Origin of the sequence: Nocardia sp. NPDC050630, from assembly GCF_044457245.1 — a bacterium.
In the GTDB taxonomy this organism is placed as follows: domain Bacteria; phylum Actinomycetota; class Actinomycetes; order Mycobacteriales; family Mycobacteriaceae; genus Nocardia.
On record NZ_JBITGN010000008.1, the window covers coordinates 367,715 to 384,080 of the forward strand.

The following is a 16,366-nucleotide window of genomic DNA, read 5'->3' on the forward strand; positions in this document are numbered from 1 at the left end:
AGTTCTCCGAACGGCACGAAAACCGGTGTTCAATGCAGCCCCCGGACGCGCAGCGCGGAGAGCTATCTCATTGGCAGGCAACCGGAATCGTGCGAGTTCATCAGCCGTGGCTACTCGATACGGCGAATGAACAGTCTATTATGGCAAATTCACTGCAATAGCCCGTAATGGTCGGTGTGCGGCGTAGCGGCACAAAAGAAATCCGACCATCGAGAGGCGGCACGGACGAAGCGGTGATCTACCGAGACCCGAATCAGGAGGCGGGCTTGGGCTGGGTAAGGTCCCGGACGCCAGTGATCGAATCGATGATGTTGAGGATGGCGGAGGTGCCGCCGTCGAGGGCCGAGCTGCCGGAGTCGAGCATGGCGGAACCGGAGGACGAGCCGGCCGAACCGGTGGATGAGCCGGCCGAGCCCGAGGCCGAGCCGCTGTCAGCCGAGCCCGAGGCCGCACCCGAGGAGCCGCCGGGGGCGGCGGGGACGGCAGAGGCCACCGCGACCGGGCCGAAGAACAGGGCGGCGGCGGAGACGGTGGTGGCGGCGACAAGGGCCTTGCGAGAGAACATCTACGGTGCTTCCTTTCCCAGACGGATAACGACGCCATCACGGCGCGCACCACAAATGTTATGAAGAAGAGATCTGCAAATCCAGTTTTCCGAATGTGCGAATTGTCACGGTTAATAATTGGCAAACAGAACATTTTGCCGAGGTGACGCAATTTGATCTATAATTTGATCTTCATTTCGGCCGTGAATTACATGATCAATTCGGTTGATTTCTTCGTGGGTGCCGCGTAATAAATTGCGGTGGACCCGATCTCGCAGTGGAGCTTCGATCCGACAAGACGCGACTCTGCGCCGAGGACGCGGTCGCCGGGCACGCTGGTATCACGGCGTTAGGGCATTACCGGGCGAGGTTTCAGGTCCCCGCGGTGCCAGGCGTCGACGACGCCGCTCTGCGCCGCAGGTACCATACGTTCGGCTCACGTGGCCGAAGCCGGCGGTGGCGTTGGAGAACCGCGGGCACCCGAACTGAGTCGCCGTTCGCGAGTTCCTGTCTGTCAGGCGCGTTTCGCGTGGGTCGAGCACCACCTGTGTGCCCGGGGTGGTCGCGACCTGCATGGTGCGTAGCCGCAGCAGTGCCGGGTGTTCCTCGAGCGGTCGGGCGGAATTGGCCAACGACCGTAGCGCGGCGCCTTCCATGCGGGCCCGTTCGAGTTGAGGCCGTAGCAGCGTTCGACGCTGTGGTGCACCGCGTGGAAGCGCCACAGGAGTCGGCAGTGCTCGCAATGACTTGAACGATTCGGCTGGAACTACGGGGCGTCGCCGAGATCCCAATCGACGCGGCGGCTCAAGGCCGACGGCGGCAGTCCGAAGGTGCGACGGCAGGTGCGGGTCAGATGGGAGCTATCGGCGAAACCGGCGGCGTGCGCGGCGGCGGTGAGATCGTCGCCGGAGCGGACGCGGGTGATCGCCACATGTAGTCGGAGCCAGAGGATGTAGGGCCGCAAGGGAATTCCGACCTGTCCGGTGAACAGGTGGGTGAGGCGGGTCGCGGAAATGCCGACCCGGCGCGCGACATCAGCGCCGCGGATCGGTCCGTCACCGATGATGGACGGCAGCAATCGCAGCACCTCGCTGACCGCGTCGTGGCGCTCGTCCTCGATGCTCTGTGAATTGTCGCGTTCGAGATCATCGACGACCTCGGCAACCAATTCGGCGAGTGGTTCCCGCTTCGGATCGATGGGCAGGGAATGTTCGCAGTCGGCCCACCCATAGGTATGGGCTCTGCGGTCGGCGGCAGCGCCCGCGACGGATTCCGGGTCGAGATAGATCGCGGTGCCACGCTCTGCGCCGGTGGTAATGCGATGGGGTGCGTCGGCGGGCACGATGACATGGGTGCCGCGATGCCGAGTCCCGCTCGCGTCCACCACGACCACCGGCGTGCACGCGGCGACCACTTGGACGGCGTGATGGGCGTGCAATGCGGTGGGGCCGATACTGCCACCGAAGGCGAGTACGCCTGCGCGCAGCAATGCGGTGCCTTCCCAACGCGATTCACCGGGAGACCCGGAGACATAGTGCACGGATCGGGGCGAGGTGGATGCCCCGCCGGTAACCAGAGCCTTCATCATCGGATGCTCCCGGGTGACTACGAATCCCGAATCGGATCCCTCACGGAGACTATCCCGGCCGCACGGCCGTTGTCAGGGTAACGGCGACGCGATGTGGTGTTTGCCAGAGTGCCCGAGTCCGATCGATTACGGGGCGAAGGCGGCGGATTCGAGGCGGCGGGCCAGTCTGGCGGCGGACAGGGTCATGGCGTCGGCGGGCCGATGCGGGTCGAGGCCGGTGAGTTCGTGCACGCGGGACAGGCGATAGGTCACCGTATTTCGATGCACGTTGAGCTGACGCGCCGTCGCCAGCTGGTTGAATCCGCTGTCGACGAACACCTCGAGAGTTTCCGCCAGCATCGGCTGTGTATCGAGTGCCGCGAGCACCGACGCCAGCCCCGGCCGGGCCGCATCGCTGACCGCCACCGTGTATTCGAACTGCAAATCTGTTCTACGGCACAGTACTTCGCGACGATTCAGGCACCGTCCCAGTTCGGCCAGTACCCGCGTCTCGGCGAAGATCGTCGGGATCTGCGCCTTGTTTGCCGATGTACCGACCCCGACCCAGTAGGGCGGTGCCTGATCGGGCTGATGTGCCGGTAGTCGCGCCATGAGACCGGTGATCGCGGCCGTACCGTCATCGCCGGGTTGCAGCGGGATCAGTGCGGTCCACCCGCCCGCGTCCAGCCGCAGGAAGACGCCCGGAATCGCCTCGACCCGGTGCCGCAGCGCCGAGGTGTGCCCGCCGCGGGTGCCGCACAGCCGGAATACCGCGACGAGGAAGGCGTCGGCGACCGGAATAACCGGATCGTTGGCCCACTCGACCGGATCGCGCCCGGTGAGCAGTGCGTCGGCGATGCCGCGACGGCGTTCGAGCAGTTCCCAGCGCGGATCGTGTGAGCGCTGGGTGGCCGCGCCCGCGATGCGCGTCATGACCAGCGTGATGTACTTCAGCAGCGTGAGTGCGGCGTCGAGCAGCAGTTCCTGCTCGGCAGGAGTGGCCGATTCGCGCAGCCGCTCCCAGATGAAGGCCGAGCCGAGCCGATATCGGTCCAGCACCTCCGGCAGTGGCGTACCGTCGCGGAGCCGATCGATGGCCAGCTCGACGAGTTCCCTGGTGTCTTCTTCGCAAGGTTCGGTGCCACGACGTAGATACTCGAAGAACAGGTCGACATTGAGTTTCGTGCCGCGCGCGAAATCGGTCTCCACCAGTGACTGCGGTATCCGCGGATACGGCGGCAGGCTGCCGTAGAACCCATCGACCAGCGATGCGGCTCTTCGATGGAGATCTTCCACAACCCGGGTCCGCGTTGGTGTCATTGCACTTCTCCGTCCCGGACTTACGAATACAAACTCTGGATTGTGTCGGTGTAGCGGGCGGCGATCGGGGTGCGCTTGAGTTTGCCGGTCGCGGTCAGAACATCGCTTCCGGGCTCCCACACCTCGGGTAGCACGACGTAGTTCTTGATCTGCTCCACCCGGGAGAGTTTGCCATTGGCGGCGGTCACACCTTGCTCGATTGCGGACAAGATCTCCGGATTCTCGGCGAATTCGGCGATGGTGGTCGCGGTGAGCCGGTTGCGCTGGGCGAAGGCCAGCGCCAGGTCAGGATCGAGGCAGATCAGTGCGGTGTTGTAGGGCCGTTGTTCTCCGATCACCACAACGGTGCCTGCCAGCGGGCAGTTCTCCATGATGGTGTTTTCGATATTCGCTGGGGACATATTTTTCCCGGCCGCATTGATGATGAGTTCCTTCTTGCGGTCGATGATCGACAGGTAGCCGTCGGCGTCGATCGAGCCGATATCGCCGGTGTGCAGCCAGCCGTCGGCATCGATGGTCTGTGTGGTCTTGTCCGGATCATTGCGATAGCCGCGCATGACCAGCTTTCCGCGAATCAGCACCTCCCCGTCGTGGCCGAGCTTCACCTCAGCTCCGGGTAATGGTGTGCCTACGGTACCGATCTTGACGCGCTCGGGACCGTTGAGCGTCGCGCCCGCAGTGCATTCGGTCATGCCGTACCCCTCGCACAATGGCAGACCCAGCCCGAGGAAGAATTCGTGCACCTCGGGCGGGATGGCCACCGAGCCGGTGACCGCGGCGCGCACCTGATCCAGGCCGAGCCGGGTGCGGATCGATGCCAGCACCAGACGATCGGCCAGGATGTACCGCAGTTTCTCCAGCGGACCGAGTGCGCGGCCGTCGGAGGCGGCACGCGCGCGCATGCGGCCAGTGCGTACCGCCCAACGGACCAGAGTGCGCTTGATCGGACTCGGTTCGGCGGCGAAGCGCTCCTCCAACGCGGCCTTCACCTTCACCCAGATCCGGGGAACGCCGAGGAAAACGGTCGGATGCACCTCGGCCAGCGCGTCGGCGACCTTCTTCAGATCCGCGACGGTGGTGATCTCACCACCCTCCAACATGGTGAGATAGTGCGCGAACCAGCGATTGGCGGCGTGCGCGTCCGGCAGATACGAAATCACCCGGTCGTGACCGCTGCCACCGCCGAATGTCTCTATGACACGTGCGTTTTCGATGAAGTTGGTGTGCGTCAGCTCGACGCCCTTCGGCGGTCCGGTGGTGCCGGAGGTGTAGACGATGGTCAATAGATCCTCGGATTTCACACTGCGCCAGGTGGTTTCGAAGTCGAAGTCTTCTGCTTCGGCCGATTCCACCGTCGATAAGGCGATCGTGCCCGCCGGTGCCCCGTCGACACAGACCACGTGCTCGATGTGGTTGCCTTGGACCACAGCAATTTTCACGACTTCCAGAATCTGCGGCGCGAATTGGCGCTCGCAGATGACAATCCTGTTGCCCGCATTGCCGAACTGGTAGGCGAGCAGATCGACGGGATTGGTGTTGTAGACCGAGAACGGAGTGCCGCCAGCGTGCAGCACCGCCGTATCGCAGAGGTGGAATTCGGGTCGGTTGGTCATCATCAACGCCACCGTGTCGCCGCGTCGCAGACCGAGGGCCGCCAGACCGGTCGCGATGCCACGCACCCGGTCGGCGTACTGACGCCAGGTGATCGCCACCGCGCCGCCCATAGTGCGTAGCGCGACCACGTCCGGGTATTTCGCGGCATTCGCTTGGAAAGCCGCACATAGTGTGTCCGGACGGGCTGGGCCAGCCGGGACTGTCGATGAAACCAAGATCCCACCTTCTGCCAAGAGTCGAGGTCACACCGCCGCGCCGCGACCTCATCGTTAGTTCTCAGCACAGCGCATCGACCATCGGTGCGGCTAGCGGCAAACGCGCAGACTGCCGGGCCTCGGCTTGTGCATGTGACCAAAAATGACGCTCACCGAGTCCGATAGCGCCACGGCGGCCGTGCTGGATCACGTCACCGTTGCCCAATCGACAAGCCAGCATTTCGAAGGCTGCGGACGCCCCCGCAGCGTTCCGCTTCTCGCCCGGATTCGGGTCCGCCATTGATGTCGAAGTCGTATCGTGAGACTCGGCGAGCAGGACCTTGCCGTGACCCATGGACGGGGTCCGATTGTCAGGGGAAGGTCGCCTCGCCAGCCGCGGATAGACCTGCGCCGCCAAGCGAGGAGCAAGCCGTGTTGGACAAGCGAGCAGCCTTGACCGCCACCACCGACGGTATTCTGGAATACATCGGCACCCAGGAAGTCGAATACGTCGATATTCGATTCTGCGACGTCCCCGGTGTGCAGCAACATTTCTCGATACCGGCCGGCGCATTCGGCGCGGATCTGGTCGATAACGGGATCGCCTTCGACGGCTCGTCGGTGCGCGGATTTCAGTCGATTCACGAATCGGATATGTTGTTACTCCCGGATCTGCGCACCGCACAATTGGATCCTTTCCGTGCCGCGAAGACGTTGAATTTGAACTGTTTCGTGCACGATCCGCATACGTACGAGGCTTACAGCCGGGATCCGCGCAATGTCGCGCGCAAAGCCGAGGACTATCTGAAGAGCACCGGCATCGCCGATACCGCCTACTTCGGGCCGGAGGCGGAGTTCTACATCTTCGACGCGGTGCGCTACGACACCAAGATGAACGGCGCCTTCTACGAGGTGGACTCGTCTTCTGCCGACTGGAACACCGGTGCGAAATACAATCCGGACGGCACGCTCAACCGCGGGTACAAGGTGCGCGCGAAGGGCGGCTACTTCCCGGTGGCGCCGTACGACGCGGACGTCGACGTGCGCGATCGGATGTGCACGAATCTGCAGAACGCCGGATTCGAATTGGAGAAGGGCCACCACGAGGTCGGGACGGCGGGCCAGGCCGAGATCAACTACAAATTCAATACGCTGCTCGCCGCGGCCGATGATCTGCAGCTGTACAAGTACATCGTCAAGAACACGGCGTGGGCCGAGGGTAAAACCGTCACCTTCATGCCCAAACCACTGTTCGGTGATAACGGCTCCGGCATGCACGTGCACCAATCCCTGTGGTTGAACGGCGCACCGCTGTTCTACGACGAAGCCGGATATGCGGGTCTGTCCGATCTGGCCCGGCACTATATCGGCGGCCTGCTGCGGCACGCGTCATCGTTGCTGGCATTCACCAATCCGACCGTGAACTCGTACAAACGCCTGGTGCCCGGCTTCGAAGCTCCGGTCAATCTGGTCTACAGTCAGCGCAATCGCTCAGCGGCCGTGCGCATTCCGGTCACCGGCGCGAATCCGAAAGCCAAGCGTCTGGAATTTCGCTGCCCGGACTCCTCGGGCAATCCGTACCTGGCATTCGCCGCCATGATGATGGCCGGTCTGGACGGCATCCGCCGCAAGATCGAACCCCCCGTCTCCATCGACAAGGACCTCTACGAGCTCACCCCGGAGGAGTCCGCCGAGGTCACCCAAACCCCACCCAGCTTGGAAAGTGTGATCGACCGACTGGAAGCCGACAACGACTACCTGACCGAAGGCAATGTCTTCACCGACGATCTGCTCGAAACCTGGATCCGCCTCAAGCGCGATACCGAGATCTCCGAAATCAACGTCCGCCCGCACCCCTACGAATTCGATCTCTACTTCGACGTATAGATCAATCGATGTGGAGTTCGCCATTGATGGTGAGGAAGGCGGAAGGGGTCAGACCGAACATCGCGCGGAAGGTATCGCTGAAATGTGAAGGGGAGGCGAAACCAGCGTCCACGGCAGCCCGGGTGAGGTCGTGGCCCGCGGCATAGGCCCTGCCGGCGCGCAGCATTCGGGCCCATTGCACGTAACGGCGGAAGCTGGTGCCGGTCTGTTCGGCGAAGGTTCGCAGGAAGTAGGAAGTCGATAACCCTGCGGCACTTGCCTTTTCCGCAGCGCGCTGCTGCTGGGCAGGGTCGGCGCGGATGGCCGTGGCGACGGCGGCGATGCGGGGATCGCGGATGGTCGGGACCGGAATGCTGGCGAGCTCGAGGAGACGGTCGATATCCGGTGCCGGGTCGGCGCACATCTCGATCAACTCGGCCTCGTTGCGGTGGTCGGCGCTGTAGCCATTGACGGTGCGGCGCATGCCGCCGAGGCAGCGGGCCATATTCTCCGAGGTCGGGTCGAAGAAGCAGAAGAGTTTGGGCACATCGGTGTCCAGGATGTGGTGCGTGACGCGGGCGCGGAACAGGAAGCTGCGGGCGGTGATATCGGCAGCGTCCGCGACCCGGACCCGGAACGGGCCATCGAGTCCGACCCCGAGACCGGCGATCGCGGTGGAATGCGCTCCGAGGGCCATCCCGGGCCCGATATAGATCGCGTGACCGAGCCGCAGCCAGAGCCGGGCTGAGGTGGCCGCCGTTTCGGGAGCGCACGTTTCTGGAAGTGCCGACCGCGCCATATCCGCGACGATACAGAAAGTCGCAGGAGGTGAAGGGAGATCAGGGATGAAGCTGGATGGGCAGGCGGAATCGACCTACGAGCTGCGGGAGGTGACGGTCGACGGCGCGCGGCTGCGTTATGTCGATGTCGGACAAGGTGATCCGCTGGTGCTGCTGCACGGCTGGCCGGAGAGCCATGCCGCATGGCGACACCAGATCGGTCCGCTCGCGTTATCGCGGCGGGTCATCGCCCCGGACTGGCTCGGCTGGGGTGCTTCCGATCGGGACATGGCGCTGAGTTGTGACTATGACAGCGAGGTCGAGCGCATCGGCCGCATGTTGGATGCGCTCGGGCTCGAGCGCGTCGATCTGGCCTGTCATGACTACGGTGGGTTTCTCGGATTGGGGTTTCTGCAGTGTCATCCGGAACGAGTGCGCCGCTTCGCGATCCTGAATTCGCGGGCCCAGGGCATTTTCACACCGCCCTATTACCTATTGTTCGGCTTGCTGACCGTGCTGGCCCGGATCGCACCGCTGCGCCCGCTGCTCACCGCACGGGCGATCCGATGGGTGCATCGGGTCGGTCTCGCACCGTACGTGCGCAACGGATCCTTCGACAGCGAACAACTGCGCCGATACCTCGCCGTGCTGGAGACCGCGGCGGGTCGCCGTTGGTACGCGCACTTCTGGTCCGGCTATCGCGTCCGGATCCGCCCGGAACTGGCTGCCGGACTGAGTGCCATCAGTTGCCCGACGACCGTCGTCTGGGGTGACCGCGACCCGGCCATCCCGTTGCGCACCGCCCAAGAACTGGCCGAAGCGATTCCCTACGCCACACTGGTCCGCATCGATGGCGGCAACCACTTCATCATGGAAGAACGCCCCGACGAGGTCACCGAAGCGTTGCGCGCGTGGCTGCTGCGGCCCACGACTTGATAGTCGAGTGATCAAAATCGTTGTCTACCTTTATCATTCGCGCGCGAACAGGATCGGAGGCCAGTGGCGCTCGCCGAAGCGATGAGGAGCATGTCATACGCTGAGATCGATTTTGGGGGAAAATCGGGAGAATCCTCTGTCCCCCAGCGACGGGACCGAGCATGATGTTCCGTAATTGGACAACGGTTAGCAAACGGTCTACGAATCCGAAGCAGAACATCGGCGTGTCGCGTCTCTCGCTGGGGTGTGTCGCCGATCTTCGACAGCGTCGTGACCGCCATTGGCGAGGCTGCGTGTAGGGCGCACAAGCCAAAACTATTGCGGATAAGCAGATCTGATGGCATTCTGACCACGCAGATTCTGTGCTGATGGTGCTTCTCACCTCAGCCGCGTCGAGGGTCTAGATCGGCGCGACACGGGCAATCGTCCGAACCTAGCGTTCCTGTGCCGCCATCCTCGACCCATCTCCGTATCGCGCCCCACATAGCGCACGACGCCCTCAAAGGTCCTGCCGTGACTTCGACTGCTGCCCGGACTACCCCATGCGACTTCGATGAGGCCGCCTGACATGGGGTATGCGAACAAACGAGAAACGAAGAAGGACGGGCTATTCTGGGACGCCCGATACAAAGCTGATAACGGCAAGTACCAAACGATCCTCGACACCGTCGGCAAGCCAGTTCGGTACTCGACGCCAGAAGCGGCCCAGATGGCGGCCGACCGTGCCGAGATCGAATTCGAGATCCGGTCGAAGCTAGCCATGCCCACCGCGCATCCGACGCCGGTCAATGATCCTGACGACCAATCCTTCGATGACTTCGTTAACGAGTGGCTGGACGGGCAGGACTTGGCCGAGACGACGATGGTGAACTACGAATGCCACATCCAATGTCATTTACTGCCCACCTTTGGCCACATGGGCTTGAAAAGCATCAAGCAGGGGACTGTCACCGCGTGGGAGACGAAGCTGCGCAAGGCGGGATATGCCCCTCACAGTATCCGCACCTACCGAGCCGTGCTGCACGTGATCCTCGAAGATGCTTTGGACGAACAGAAGATTCCGAGCAACCCTGCTAAACATCGGCGCGGGCGCGGTCAGCGTCGGTGGGCAGAAGGGGACGATGCTCCTGCCAAGGTGATCACCGACGCATTCGGGGCGCTGCTGATCGCGGAGCGGATGGCGTTACTGTCAGGGCGCGACGATGAATTTGTGTTTGAGCTCGTGAAGTTCTACACCGGGATGCGCTTCAGTGAGTTGCGTGGCTTGGAAGTCGAATTCGTTCGTGACGGACTCATTGATGTCCAGTGGCAGCTGGTCGAGGTGAACGGTCGATGGATTCGTCGCAGGCCGAAGGGCGGGCGGACACGGAAGGTGCACCTTCCAGGCTTCCTGTGGCACATCCTGGTCGATTTCATCGCTCGTACCCAGCCAAGGCCCTGCGCCTGTCATGGTCGGACATATGTGTTCCGGGGCCACGGCAAGCGAAGGGGCCGAAACGGCGATGTGACCTTGGGTGCGATTGCACAACGCCTGGGGATCGGGGTGGGCACGGTCTCTCGCGCCATGCGTCCCGATTGTCGCGTGGCGGAAGCGACTCGACGGCGCGTACGTGAGGTCGCCGCTGAACTCGGCTATGTGGCGTGGGCAGAACTCGAGGTAGTTGAGCACTACCGGAGGGAACGCTTCCGTGAGGCCCTGTTCATGCCAGCAGTGTCCGGCATATACCCGAAGCACGGAAAAACCTGCGCTCATCCGGTGCCCATCTCCACTGCCGTGTTCCCTGGTGTGCCGATTCGCGGACGCGACGCCGGAACCCGCGCCGATGGTGTATGGGAGCCGATCGCAGAAGGTATGACGCCGCATGGGAATCGACGTTCTCACCGAACGAACCTTGTCGAGCTGGGCACACCGCAGAAGCTCATCGATGCACGGATAGGCCATAGAGACCCGTCAGTGCAGGGCATCTACACCGTGGTCACGCAGTTCATGATCGACAAGCTGATGCGCGATCTCACCGATGTATGGACTGACGCGCTGGAGAAGCGGCTCGCAATCTGTCCCACGTCGCCGGTTCCGATGATGAATGACTTGCTTCAGAAACGAGCGAGTGAATCGCGGCGGCAGGATCTCCAGGTCGCTGTTTAGAGACTGACCGCGCTACGGTCGGTTGCGGGTGGCGCGGCACGCGAGGGCCGACGTCATTGCGCAGCGGCTCGTGCATGCGGGCGGGTACGGCTCCGGAATCCTGAAGCTGTCAGGAAGTGCAAAGTAGCTTCGGCGGCAGCGGGTTTGGTCTAGCGTGGTTCGATCCGGTTGTACCGGCCCGACGACACCGCGGTGCACGGGGAGCTGGGACCGGTGCTGACCCGCCCGTGACTGGGAACTCATCGCCCAGCAGGACGACCAGATGGTCAAATACGCGACCGCGCTGCGCCTGGGCACCGCCGAGAGCGAGTCGATCCTGCGGCGGTCCACCCGCGGTGGCCCGAAACACCCCACCTACCAGGCCCTCGAGGAGCTGGGGCGAGCGGTGCGAACGATTTTCGCCTGCGACTATCTGGCATCGGAAGAACTCAGAAGAGAGATCAACAGCGGGTTGCAGGTGGTGGAGAACTGGAACTCCGCCAACACAGTCGTGTTCTACGGCAAGGACTCCCAGCTCACCGGTGCCGACCGCGAGCACGCCGAGGTATCGATGCTCGCTTTGCACCTACTGCAATCGGCGATGGTGCACATCAATACCCTTCTGCTGCAAGCCGTCCTGGAAGCCCCGGAATTCCACGACCTGGTCGGCAACACCGAACGCCGCGCACTGAGCCCGCTGTTCTGGTCCAACATCAACCCCTACGGCCGCTTCCGCCTCGACATGAACCCCCGCCTGGATTTGGGACGGGAACGGGTGGCAGGCTGAGAACGCCCAGGGCTCGCGGCGGCCGTTCGGCGGACCGATTAGTTTTATTCTATGGTGTGGCCCATGCGCATTTCTTCGCTGGTCGAGCAGCTCGGAGCGCTCGACCCAGACCATCGGAGGGCCGCCGCCAACGCGCTGATGGCGGCGGGGGCGCAGGCGGTAGAACCGCTGATGGCGGCGTTGCGCGACCCCGATAGCTGGTATGCCCACCATGGCTGGTATGCCGACCATTGCGCCGAGGTGCTGCAACAGATCGGCGACCCGGCATTCTGGCCACTGGTGGACGCGGTCACGAACGTTACAGAGCCGCGGGCCTACAACGGACGGATGAGCCTCGTCGGCGAGGCGCTCAAGAGGCTTCGGGTATCAGACCGGAACATGTTTGTTCCGTTGCTGCACCATGAGAGTCGCAATGTGCGGTCGTGGACGTGTTCGGTGTTCGCGGCCATGGGCGCTGGGGCCTTGCCCTACGTTCCCGCGGTGCTTCCCCTGCTGGCCGACGAGGACCCGCATGTGCGCTACTCGGCCTGCGGGGTCTTTCGGCGACTGCCCGACGAGTCATTGTCGCGACTTCCCGCGTTGCTTCCACTGCTCTCCGATCCCGTTGACTTCGTGCGTCGCGAGGCCCGCTTTGTGATCAGAGGGATCGGCTGGCGCGTAATGTCTGTGCTGCGTGAGATTCGGCGCTCACCAGGGACGTGCCGTCGACACGCACTCATCGGGCTCGTGGAGACCGTCGGCTGGGGCGGGCTCGATCCTGCCGATCGGGCACTGCTTCAACGCCTGATCAGGATCAAGATTCCCCACGAAGTACCGGAGTCGTTCGCCCCGGACGGCCAGTGGTACGCCATTCCCACCTGCGACCAGGCGGCCGTGCTCGACGCGCTCCACCTGTCGGACCCGATACCGGTCACGATGAGGCTCGGCCAGGCGGCGGCCTCCAACGGGTTTCTCTTGGACGGGAAGGTCGGCTACGTTACTCCCGTCCTCAATGGGTGGACGCTGGCGTTCGTGTGGGGCTACGAGTTCGAGGACACCACTGTCGCCCTCAGCCGCCGATTCGGCACCACCCACGGGTATATCAATTGGGACGACTACCACGGATGCGGGTTCGCCACCGGATGGTGCGTCGCCGAGAACGGCACGACCATCCGCTACTACCTCCACCAGGATGACTTTTACCAGACCGGCCCCCCGCTCCCGGCCGAGCACGGTTATATCCTGCCCCACGAGGATCCTGACGCGTCGGACGACGTCGACCGGTGCTACGCCATGGACATTGCTGCGCGTATCTCGGTCGATCCGAGGGCAATCGGGCCGCGCACCAAGGTCGAAGGGCACCCGGTGCTGGCCCTGACCGAGGCAGGGCGATGCGACGGTGTCCCGCGGGGCGTACTACCCATCTGACTCACGGGGTCCCGGAAGTAATCGTGCGAAAAACAACGACAATGGCTTGACCAGCCTTGATGTCGGAATGCGTAGGGGCTATGCCCGTGGTGTGGTTCCGCTGGTGATGCGGTGGATGGTTCACAAAACCGCGGCAACCTGCGGAAATACTTGAGCGCCGACAGGATGGTGGAGCGGCCGACGCTGTATTCGTCGGCGAGGTCGGCCAGGCTGGCGTCGTCGGGGTCGTGGTAGCGGCGGTGGATCGTTTTGCGTGCTGCGAGAGGCAGTTTCGGCTGTTTGCCCTTGAGTCGGCCTTTGGCGCCGGCCTTGGCCATGCCCTCGCGGGTGCGCAGGTGCCCGACGTTGGCTTCGAATTCGGCAACCATGGCCACAAGGTCTGGAGGAAGAGCTTGCCGAACGGGTTGTGCCAGTCGTAGATCGAGCTGCCGAGTCCGAACAGCACATCGTGCTTGCGTAGGTCGGTGAGGATGTCCCCGGCTTCGGCCATGTTGCGGGCGAATCGATCGAACTTGGTCGTGGTCAAGACGACCTGTCGTGCGGTGACGGCCGCGGCGGCGGACGTGACCGCGGCGAGGGCATTGTCGAGGCCGGTGCGGTTGCGACGGGTGGTGCCGGAGAATCTTTCGTCGATGAAGATCCGTTCGCGCGGGACGCCGAGCGCGATCAGCTGATCGGTCTGGATCTCGACGTCTTGCCTATCGGTCGAGCAGCGGCAGTATCCGACGCGGAACGGTTCACCCATACGCGAAATTGTTCCGGATAGCTGGGGTTGATCGGGACAGTTCGCGGAACACCTCTACGGAACAGTCGTGAGCTGGGGCGGAAGCTGCTTAGCGGGGTGTTCCGTTGACGGATCGGCTTACGGAACACCACTACGCCAGCAACGCCGTTCGTACCTTGCACTTCATGACAGCTTCAGGAGTTCGGGGCCGTCCAGCCACGAAGCCTCCGCACTTCTCTGGACCCGCTATCTGCGACGCAACGGAGTCGCTGTCGACGAAGCCGTCGATGGTGCCGGTCTTACCAGCATAAACGGGCGAGCCATCGGTGTGCAGACCCGTTCCCCCTGTCACTGGGTGTTGTCCAATCACCTGTATGGCGGCGGCGCGGGCGATCCGAGTCGGGTTGCCCAGGACGGCCGGTGTCTCAGTCGTTGCCGTCGGAGTCGGTATCCGAGAGCTCGTCGTATTGCGCGATCAGACGCTGTCGCAGGTCGACGCCTTCCGGGCTGAGCGCCTCACCGGGCCGTCGGATCCGAGCCCGGACAGGCCGGGGGCATCGTCGACGCGGCCGAGGAGTTGCGTTCGGCCGGCCAGCTGCCTGGTGTTCGGGTCGTCGTCACCGCGGAACAGTTCGTCGAGGTCGGACGCGATAACACGATCGTCGCGGGCCCGACGGCGGTCAGGTCGACAAGGTGGGCCTTGAGCCACAGCCGGCGCTTGGTAGTCCATTTGGTCGCCGCACCGCTGAGCCCGGCGAGTACCAGCAGCCGGGACCCGTGCTCGTACAAGTATTCCGCGGCGGCCCGAGTCGACATGTTGCGGGTGCGGGTGCGTCCGAAGAATCCCAGGATCGCCTGATCCAGGTCCTTCATCGTCGGTTGGGTCGGTGAAATCGGTCCAGCACACTGGCCATCGCGTCAGCCGGATTCCGTCGTCTCACCGTGACGCTTCAGTTGAATGTTATGCAACTGCGCGGCATAGTCGCGCACTGCTGGCAGGAATAGCGTGCCGCCCGTCACCGCCATCAGCCGCGTGAACCGGGCGCGAAGGTTCTGTTGCACCGTGCAATCGAGTTGGTGCACAACATCATCGGCGTCCGCATCCAGCCGCTGCTGCGGGGGCTCGGCTAGAACCTGCCCCCAGTCCTTCCAACGATTATGGTCGGCGCGACACTGGGTCAGCAGTCGCCGTCTGAGCTTTCGTCGAGGAGCGGAACTTCTTCTACCGCGGGTGCCCGCGCCCTGACCGCTAAACCGCTTTACCCCAGAGAAGAGGCCAGCACCTACAGCAACAGCGGCTACACCGATGACCATAACGACCAGTTCGACTCGAAAGAGCCACCTTCTGTCCGTGAACGGCATCCCAGGTCCGCCGACAGTCTTGGGGATGTTGTTCTGCTGCTATGTCTTTGGCGTGCGGGCTCATTGAGATCGATGTCGCGATGGGCGGCAGTCACCGTTTGGCGTCAGTTTGGTTACAGTGGATTGCGTGGCTCAGGCCCGACCGACTTCGTTCGCCATGGGGGGATCGATTGTGGCCATTGTTCTTTCGTGTCCGGTGTGGTGTGTGTGGCATCGCGATCCGGGTGAGCACGGCACTTTTTGTGTGCATTACGGTCCAGAATTGTCGGTTCCGGTTTCGGGGATGGTTTCGCCGAGTGCGCAGCGGCGTGTGTTTGTGCAGTTGACTGCCGTGGACTGTGATGGTGTGCGACTCCCCATAATTGATCTCGTCGCGCCAGGGGTTGGTCATGTGGAGTTGACCTCCGGGCAGGCGCGTGCGCTGGCTGAGTGGTTGATCGTCGGGACCGAAGTGTGTGGTGTCGCGTCCGCGGTGCCGATGTGTCGGCCGCTGTGGTGTATCGATCATCGCGACCTGGATCCATCGGAGCCGGGTGCGCTGGTGGAGCATTACGGTCCGGTGATGTCGGTGAAGGTGTCGGGGCCCGAGCTATCGGCTGCTGCGGGGGTGCGGGTGAAGGCGGCGGATGTAGACGGGTATCGGCATGTTTTCCTGGAGTTGATATTGTCGGACGAGCTGACCAGCGTGACAGAAGCACAGGCATGCAAGATCGCGGCGAACCTGCTCGATTCCGCGGATGTCTACGACGGCCTCTAGATGATTAATTCCGGGCGTGAACTGCGGCGTTCACCCATCTGCGGCTGGGTGGTTGTCGGTAGCTTTGTTCGGGTTGGCGTCAGGGTTGGCGCGGCCGGAGCTCGAACGCCCGGTGTCGACGGCGCTTTAGAACACCGGTTCCTCACGTATACCTCGTCGTCTCGCTTGCCGGACCCGCACCATCTGGCAGTGCTGACACGTCCCGGCGTTGTCGGGGCCGCTTGCCACCCTTCCCGGCACCTCCCGGGTCGGTCGGGTAAGGACGGCGCATTGCTGCGCCGTCCTCCCCTAGTAACTACCGGTAGAGGTTGAGCTGGGATTCATTGCGCTGCATCTCCTTCTCGGGAGTGTTCGGATTCTGGTTCTGGTCCAGGAGCTACCGA

Annotated in this window: 14 protein-coding genes; 6 read left to right on the top strand and 8 right to left on the bottom strand. The window is 63.3% G+C overall.

Going from position 1 to position 16,366, the window contains the following annotated elements:
* Window positions 1-253: 253 nt before the first annotated feature.
* The 4 genes from ACIBG0_RS22665 to ACIBG0_RS22680 form a co-directional block, all read right to left on the bottom strand.
* Window positions 254-565: a hypothetical protein gene (locus tag ACIBG0_RS22665; RefSeq protein WP_397034930.1), complete on the bottom strand. Its 312-nt coding sequence runs from the start codon at window positions 563-565 to the stop codon at window positions 254-256.
* Between the two features lie 746 nt (window positions 566-1,311).
* The gene (locus ACIBG0_RS22670; protein WP_397034931.1) at window positions 1,312-2,133 is read right to left on the bottom strand and encodes a helix-turn-helix domain-containing protein; all 822 of its coding nucleotides are present in this window, start codon (window positions 2,131-2,133) and stop codon (window positions 1,312-1,314) included.
* Window positions 2,134-2,259: 126 nt separating this feature from the next.
* The gene (locus ACIBG0_RS22675; RefSeq protein ID WP_397034932.1) at window positions 2,260-3,432 is read right to left on the bottom strand and encodes a PucR family transcriptional regulator; all 1,173 of its coding nucleotides are present in this window, start codon (window positions 3,430-3,432) and stop codon (window positions 2,260-2,262) included.
* A gap of 20 nt (window positions 3,433-3,452) precedes the next feature.
* Complete coding sequence (locus ACIBG0_RS22680) at window positions 3,453-5,261, bottom strand: AMP-dependent synthetase/ligase (RefSeq protein ID WP_397034933.1); 1,809 nt, start codon at window positions 5,259-5,261, stop codon at window positions 3,453-3,455.
* A 282-nt stretch (window positions 5,262-5,543) separates the two neighbouring features.
* Here ACIBG0_RS22680 and glnA point away from each other — a divergent pair, with 282 nt between their 5' ends.
* Window positions 5,544-7,127, top strand: a complete 1,584-nt coding sequence (glnA, locus tag ACIBG0_RS22685; protein ID WP_397034934.1) for a type I glutamate--ammonia ligase — start codon at window positions 5,544-5,546, stop codon at window positions 7,125-7,127.
* A 1-nt stretch (window position 7,128) separates the two neighbouring features.
* On the opposite strand, the gene ACIBG0_RS22690 is transcribed toward glnA, so the two are convergent.
* Window positions 7,129-7,905 (bottom strand): helix-turn-helix domain-containing protein, encoded by a 777-nt coding sequence (locus ACIBG0_RS22690; protein WP_397034935.1) that lies wholly within the window; start codon window positions 7,903-7,905, stop codon window positions 7,129-7,131.
* A 46-nt stretch (window positions 7,906-7,951) separates the two neighbouring features.
* Between ACIBG0_RS22690 and ACIBG0_RS22695 the strand changes: the two genes are divergently transcribed.
* The 4 genes from ACIBG0_RS22695 to ACIBG0_RS22710 all read left to right on the top strand — a co-directional run bounded on the left by ACIBG0_RS22695 (window position 7,952) and on the right by ACIBG0_RS22710 (window position 13,140).
* Complete coding sequence (locus ACIBG0_RS22695; RefSeq protein ID WP_397034936.1) at window positions 7,952-8,821, top strand: alpha/beta fold hydrolase; 870 nt, start codon at window positions 7,952-7,954, stop codon at window positions 8,819-8,821.
* Between the two features lie 568 nt (window positions 8,822-9,389).
* A complete protein-coding gene (locus tag ACIBG0_RS22700; protein WP_397034937.1) occupies window positions 9,390-10,967 on the top strand; it encodes a LacI family DNA-binding transcriptional regulator in 1,578 nt (525 codons plus the stop codon).
* Window positions 10,968-11,208: 241 nt separating this feature from the next.
* Window positions 11,209-11,733, top strand: coding sequence for a Tn3 family transposase (locus tag ACIBG0_RS22705; RefSeq protein WP_397034963.1), 525 nt, complete (start codon window positions 11,209-11,211; stop codon window positions 11,731-11,733).
* Window positions 11,734-11,796: 63 nt separating this feature from the next.
* A complete protein-coding gene (locus ACIBG0_RS22710; protein WP_397034938.1) occupies window positions 11,797-13,140 on the top strand; it encodes a HEAT repeat domain-containing protein in 1,344 nt (447 codons plus the stop codon).
* Window position 13,141: 1 nt separating this feature from the next.
* On the opposite strand, the gene ACIBG0_RS22715 is transcribed toward ACIBG0_RS22710, so the two are convergent.
* The 3 genes from ACIBG0_RS22715 to ACIBG0_RS22725 form a co-directional block, all read right to left on the bottom strand.
* Complete coding sequence (locus ACIBG0_RS22715; protein WP_397034939.1) at window positions 13,142-13,885, bottom strand: recombinase family protein; 744 nt, start codon at window positions 13,883-13,885, stop codon at window positions 13,142-13,144.
* Window positions 13,886-14,380: 495 nt separating this feature from the next.
* The gene (locus tag ACIBG0_RS22720; RefSeq protein ID WP_397034940.1) at window positions 14,381-14,737 is read right to left on the bottom strand and encodes a hypothetical protein; all 357 of its coding nucleotides are present in this window, start codon (window positions 14,735-14,737) and stop codon (window positions 14,381-14,383) included.
* Window positions 14,738-14,782: 45 nt separating this feature from the next.
* Window positions 14,783-15,226 carry a hypothetical protein gene (locus tag ACIBG0_RS22725; protein WP_397034941.1) on the bottom strand — a complete coding sequence of 148 codons (444 nt, stop codon included), beginning with the start codon at window positions 15,224-15,226 and terminating at the stop codon, window positions 14,783-14,785.
* A gap of 391 nt (window positions 15,227-15,617) precedes the next feature.
* On the opposite strand from ACIBG0_RS22725, the gene ACIBG0_RS22730 reads away from it, so the two are divergent.
* Window positions 15,618-15,983 (top strand): hypothetical protein, encoded by a 366-nt coding sequence (locus ACIBG0_RS22730; RefSeq protein ID WP_397034942.1) that lies wholly within the window; start codon window positions 15,618-15,620, stop codon window positions 15,981-15,983.
* Window positions 15,984-16,366 lie beyond the last annotated feature (383 nt).

Coding starts and splice junctions, on each gene's coding strand:
- ACIBG0_RS22715 (WP_397034939.1), bottom strand. CDS start 13,885: ATGGGTGAACCGTTCCGCGTCGGATACTGCCGCTGCTCGACCGATAGG.
- glnA (WP_397034934.1), top strand. CDS start 5,544: ATGTCGAAGTCGTATCGTGAGACTCGGCGAGCAGGACCTTGCCGTGAC.
- ACIBG0_RS22670 (WP_397034931.1), bottom strand. CDS start 2,133: ATGATGAAGGCTCTGGTTACCGGCGGGGCATCCACCTCGCCCCGATCC.
- ACIBG0_RS22695 (WP_397034936.1), top strand. CDS start 7,952: ATGAAGCTGGATGGGCAGGCGGAATCGACCTACGAGCTGCGGGAGGTG.
- ACIBG0_RS22720 (WP_397034940.1), bottom strand. CDS start 14,737: ATGAAGGACCTGGATCAGGCGATCCTGGGATTCTTCGGACGCACCCGC.
- ACIBG0_RS22665 (WP_397034930.1), bottom strand. CDS start 565: ATGTTCTCTCGCAAGGCCCTTGTCGCCGCCACCACCGTCTCCGCCGCC.
- ACIBG0_RS22725 (WP_397034941.1), bottom strand. CDS start 15,226: ATGCCGTTCACGGACAGAAGGTGGCTCTTTCGAGTCGAACTGGTCGTT.
- ACIBG0_RS22700 (WP_397034937.1), top strand. CDS start 9,390: ATGGGGTATGCGAACAAACGAGAAACGAAGAAGGACGGGCTATTCTGG.
- ACIBG0_RS22675 (WP_397034932.1), bottom strand. CDS start 3,432: ATGACACCAACGCGGACCCGGGTTGTGGAAGATCTCCATCGAAGAGCC.
- ACIBG0_RS22710 (WP_397034938.1), top strand. CDS start 11,797: ATGCGCATTTCTTCGCTGGTCGAGCAGCTCGGAGCGCTCGACCCAGAC.
- ACIBG0_RS22690 (WP_397034935.1), bottom strand. CDS start 7,905: ATGGCGCGGTCGGCACTTCCAGAAACGTGCGCTCCCGAAACGGCGGCC.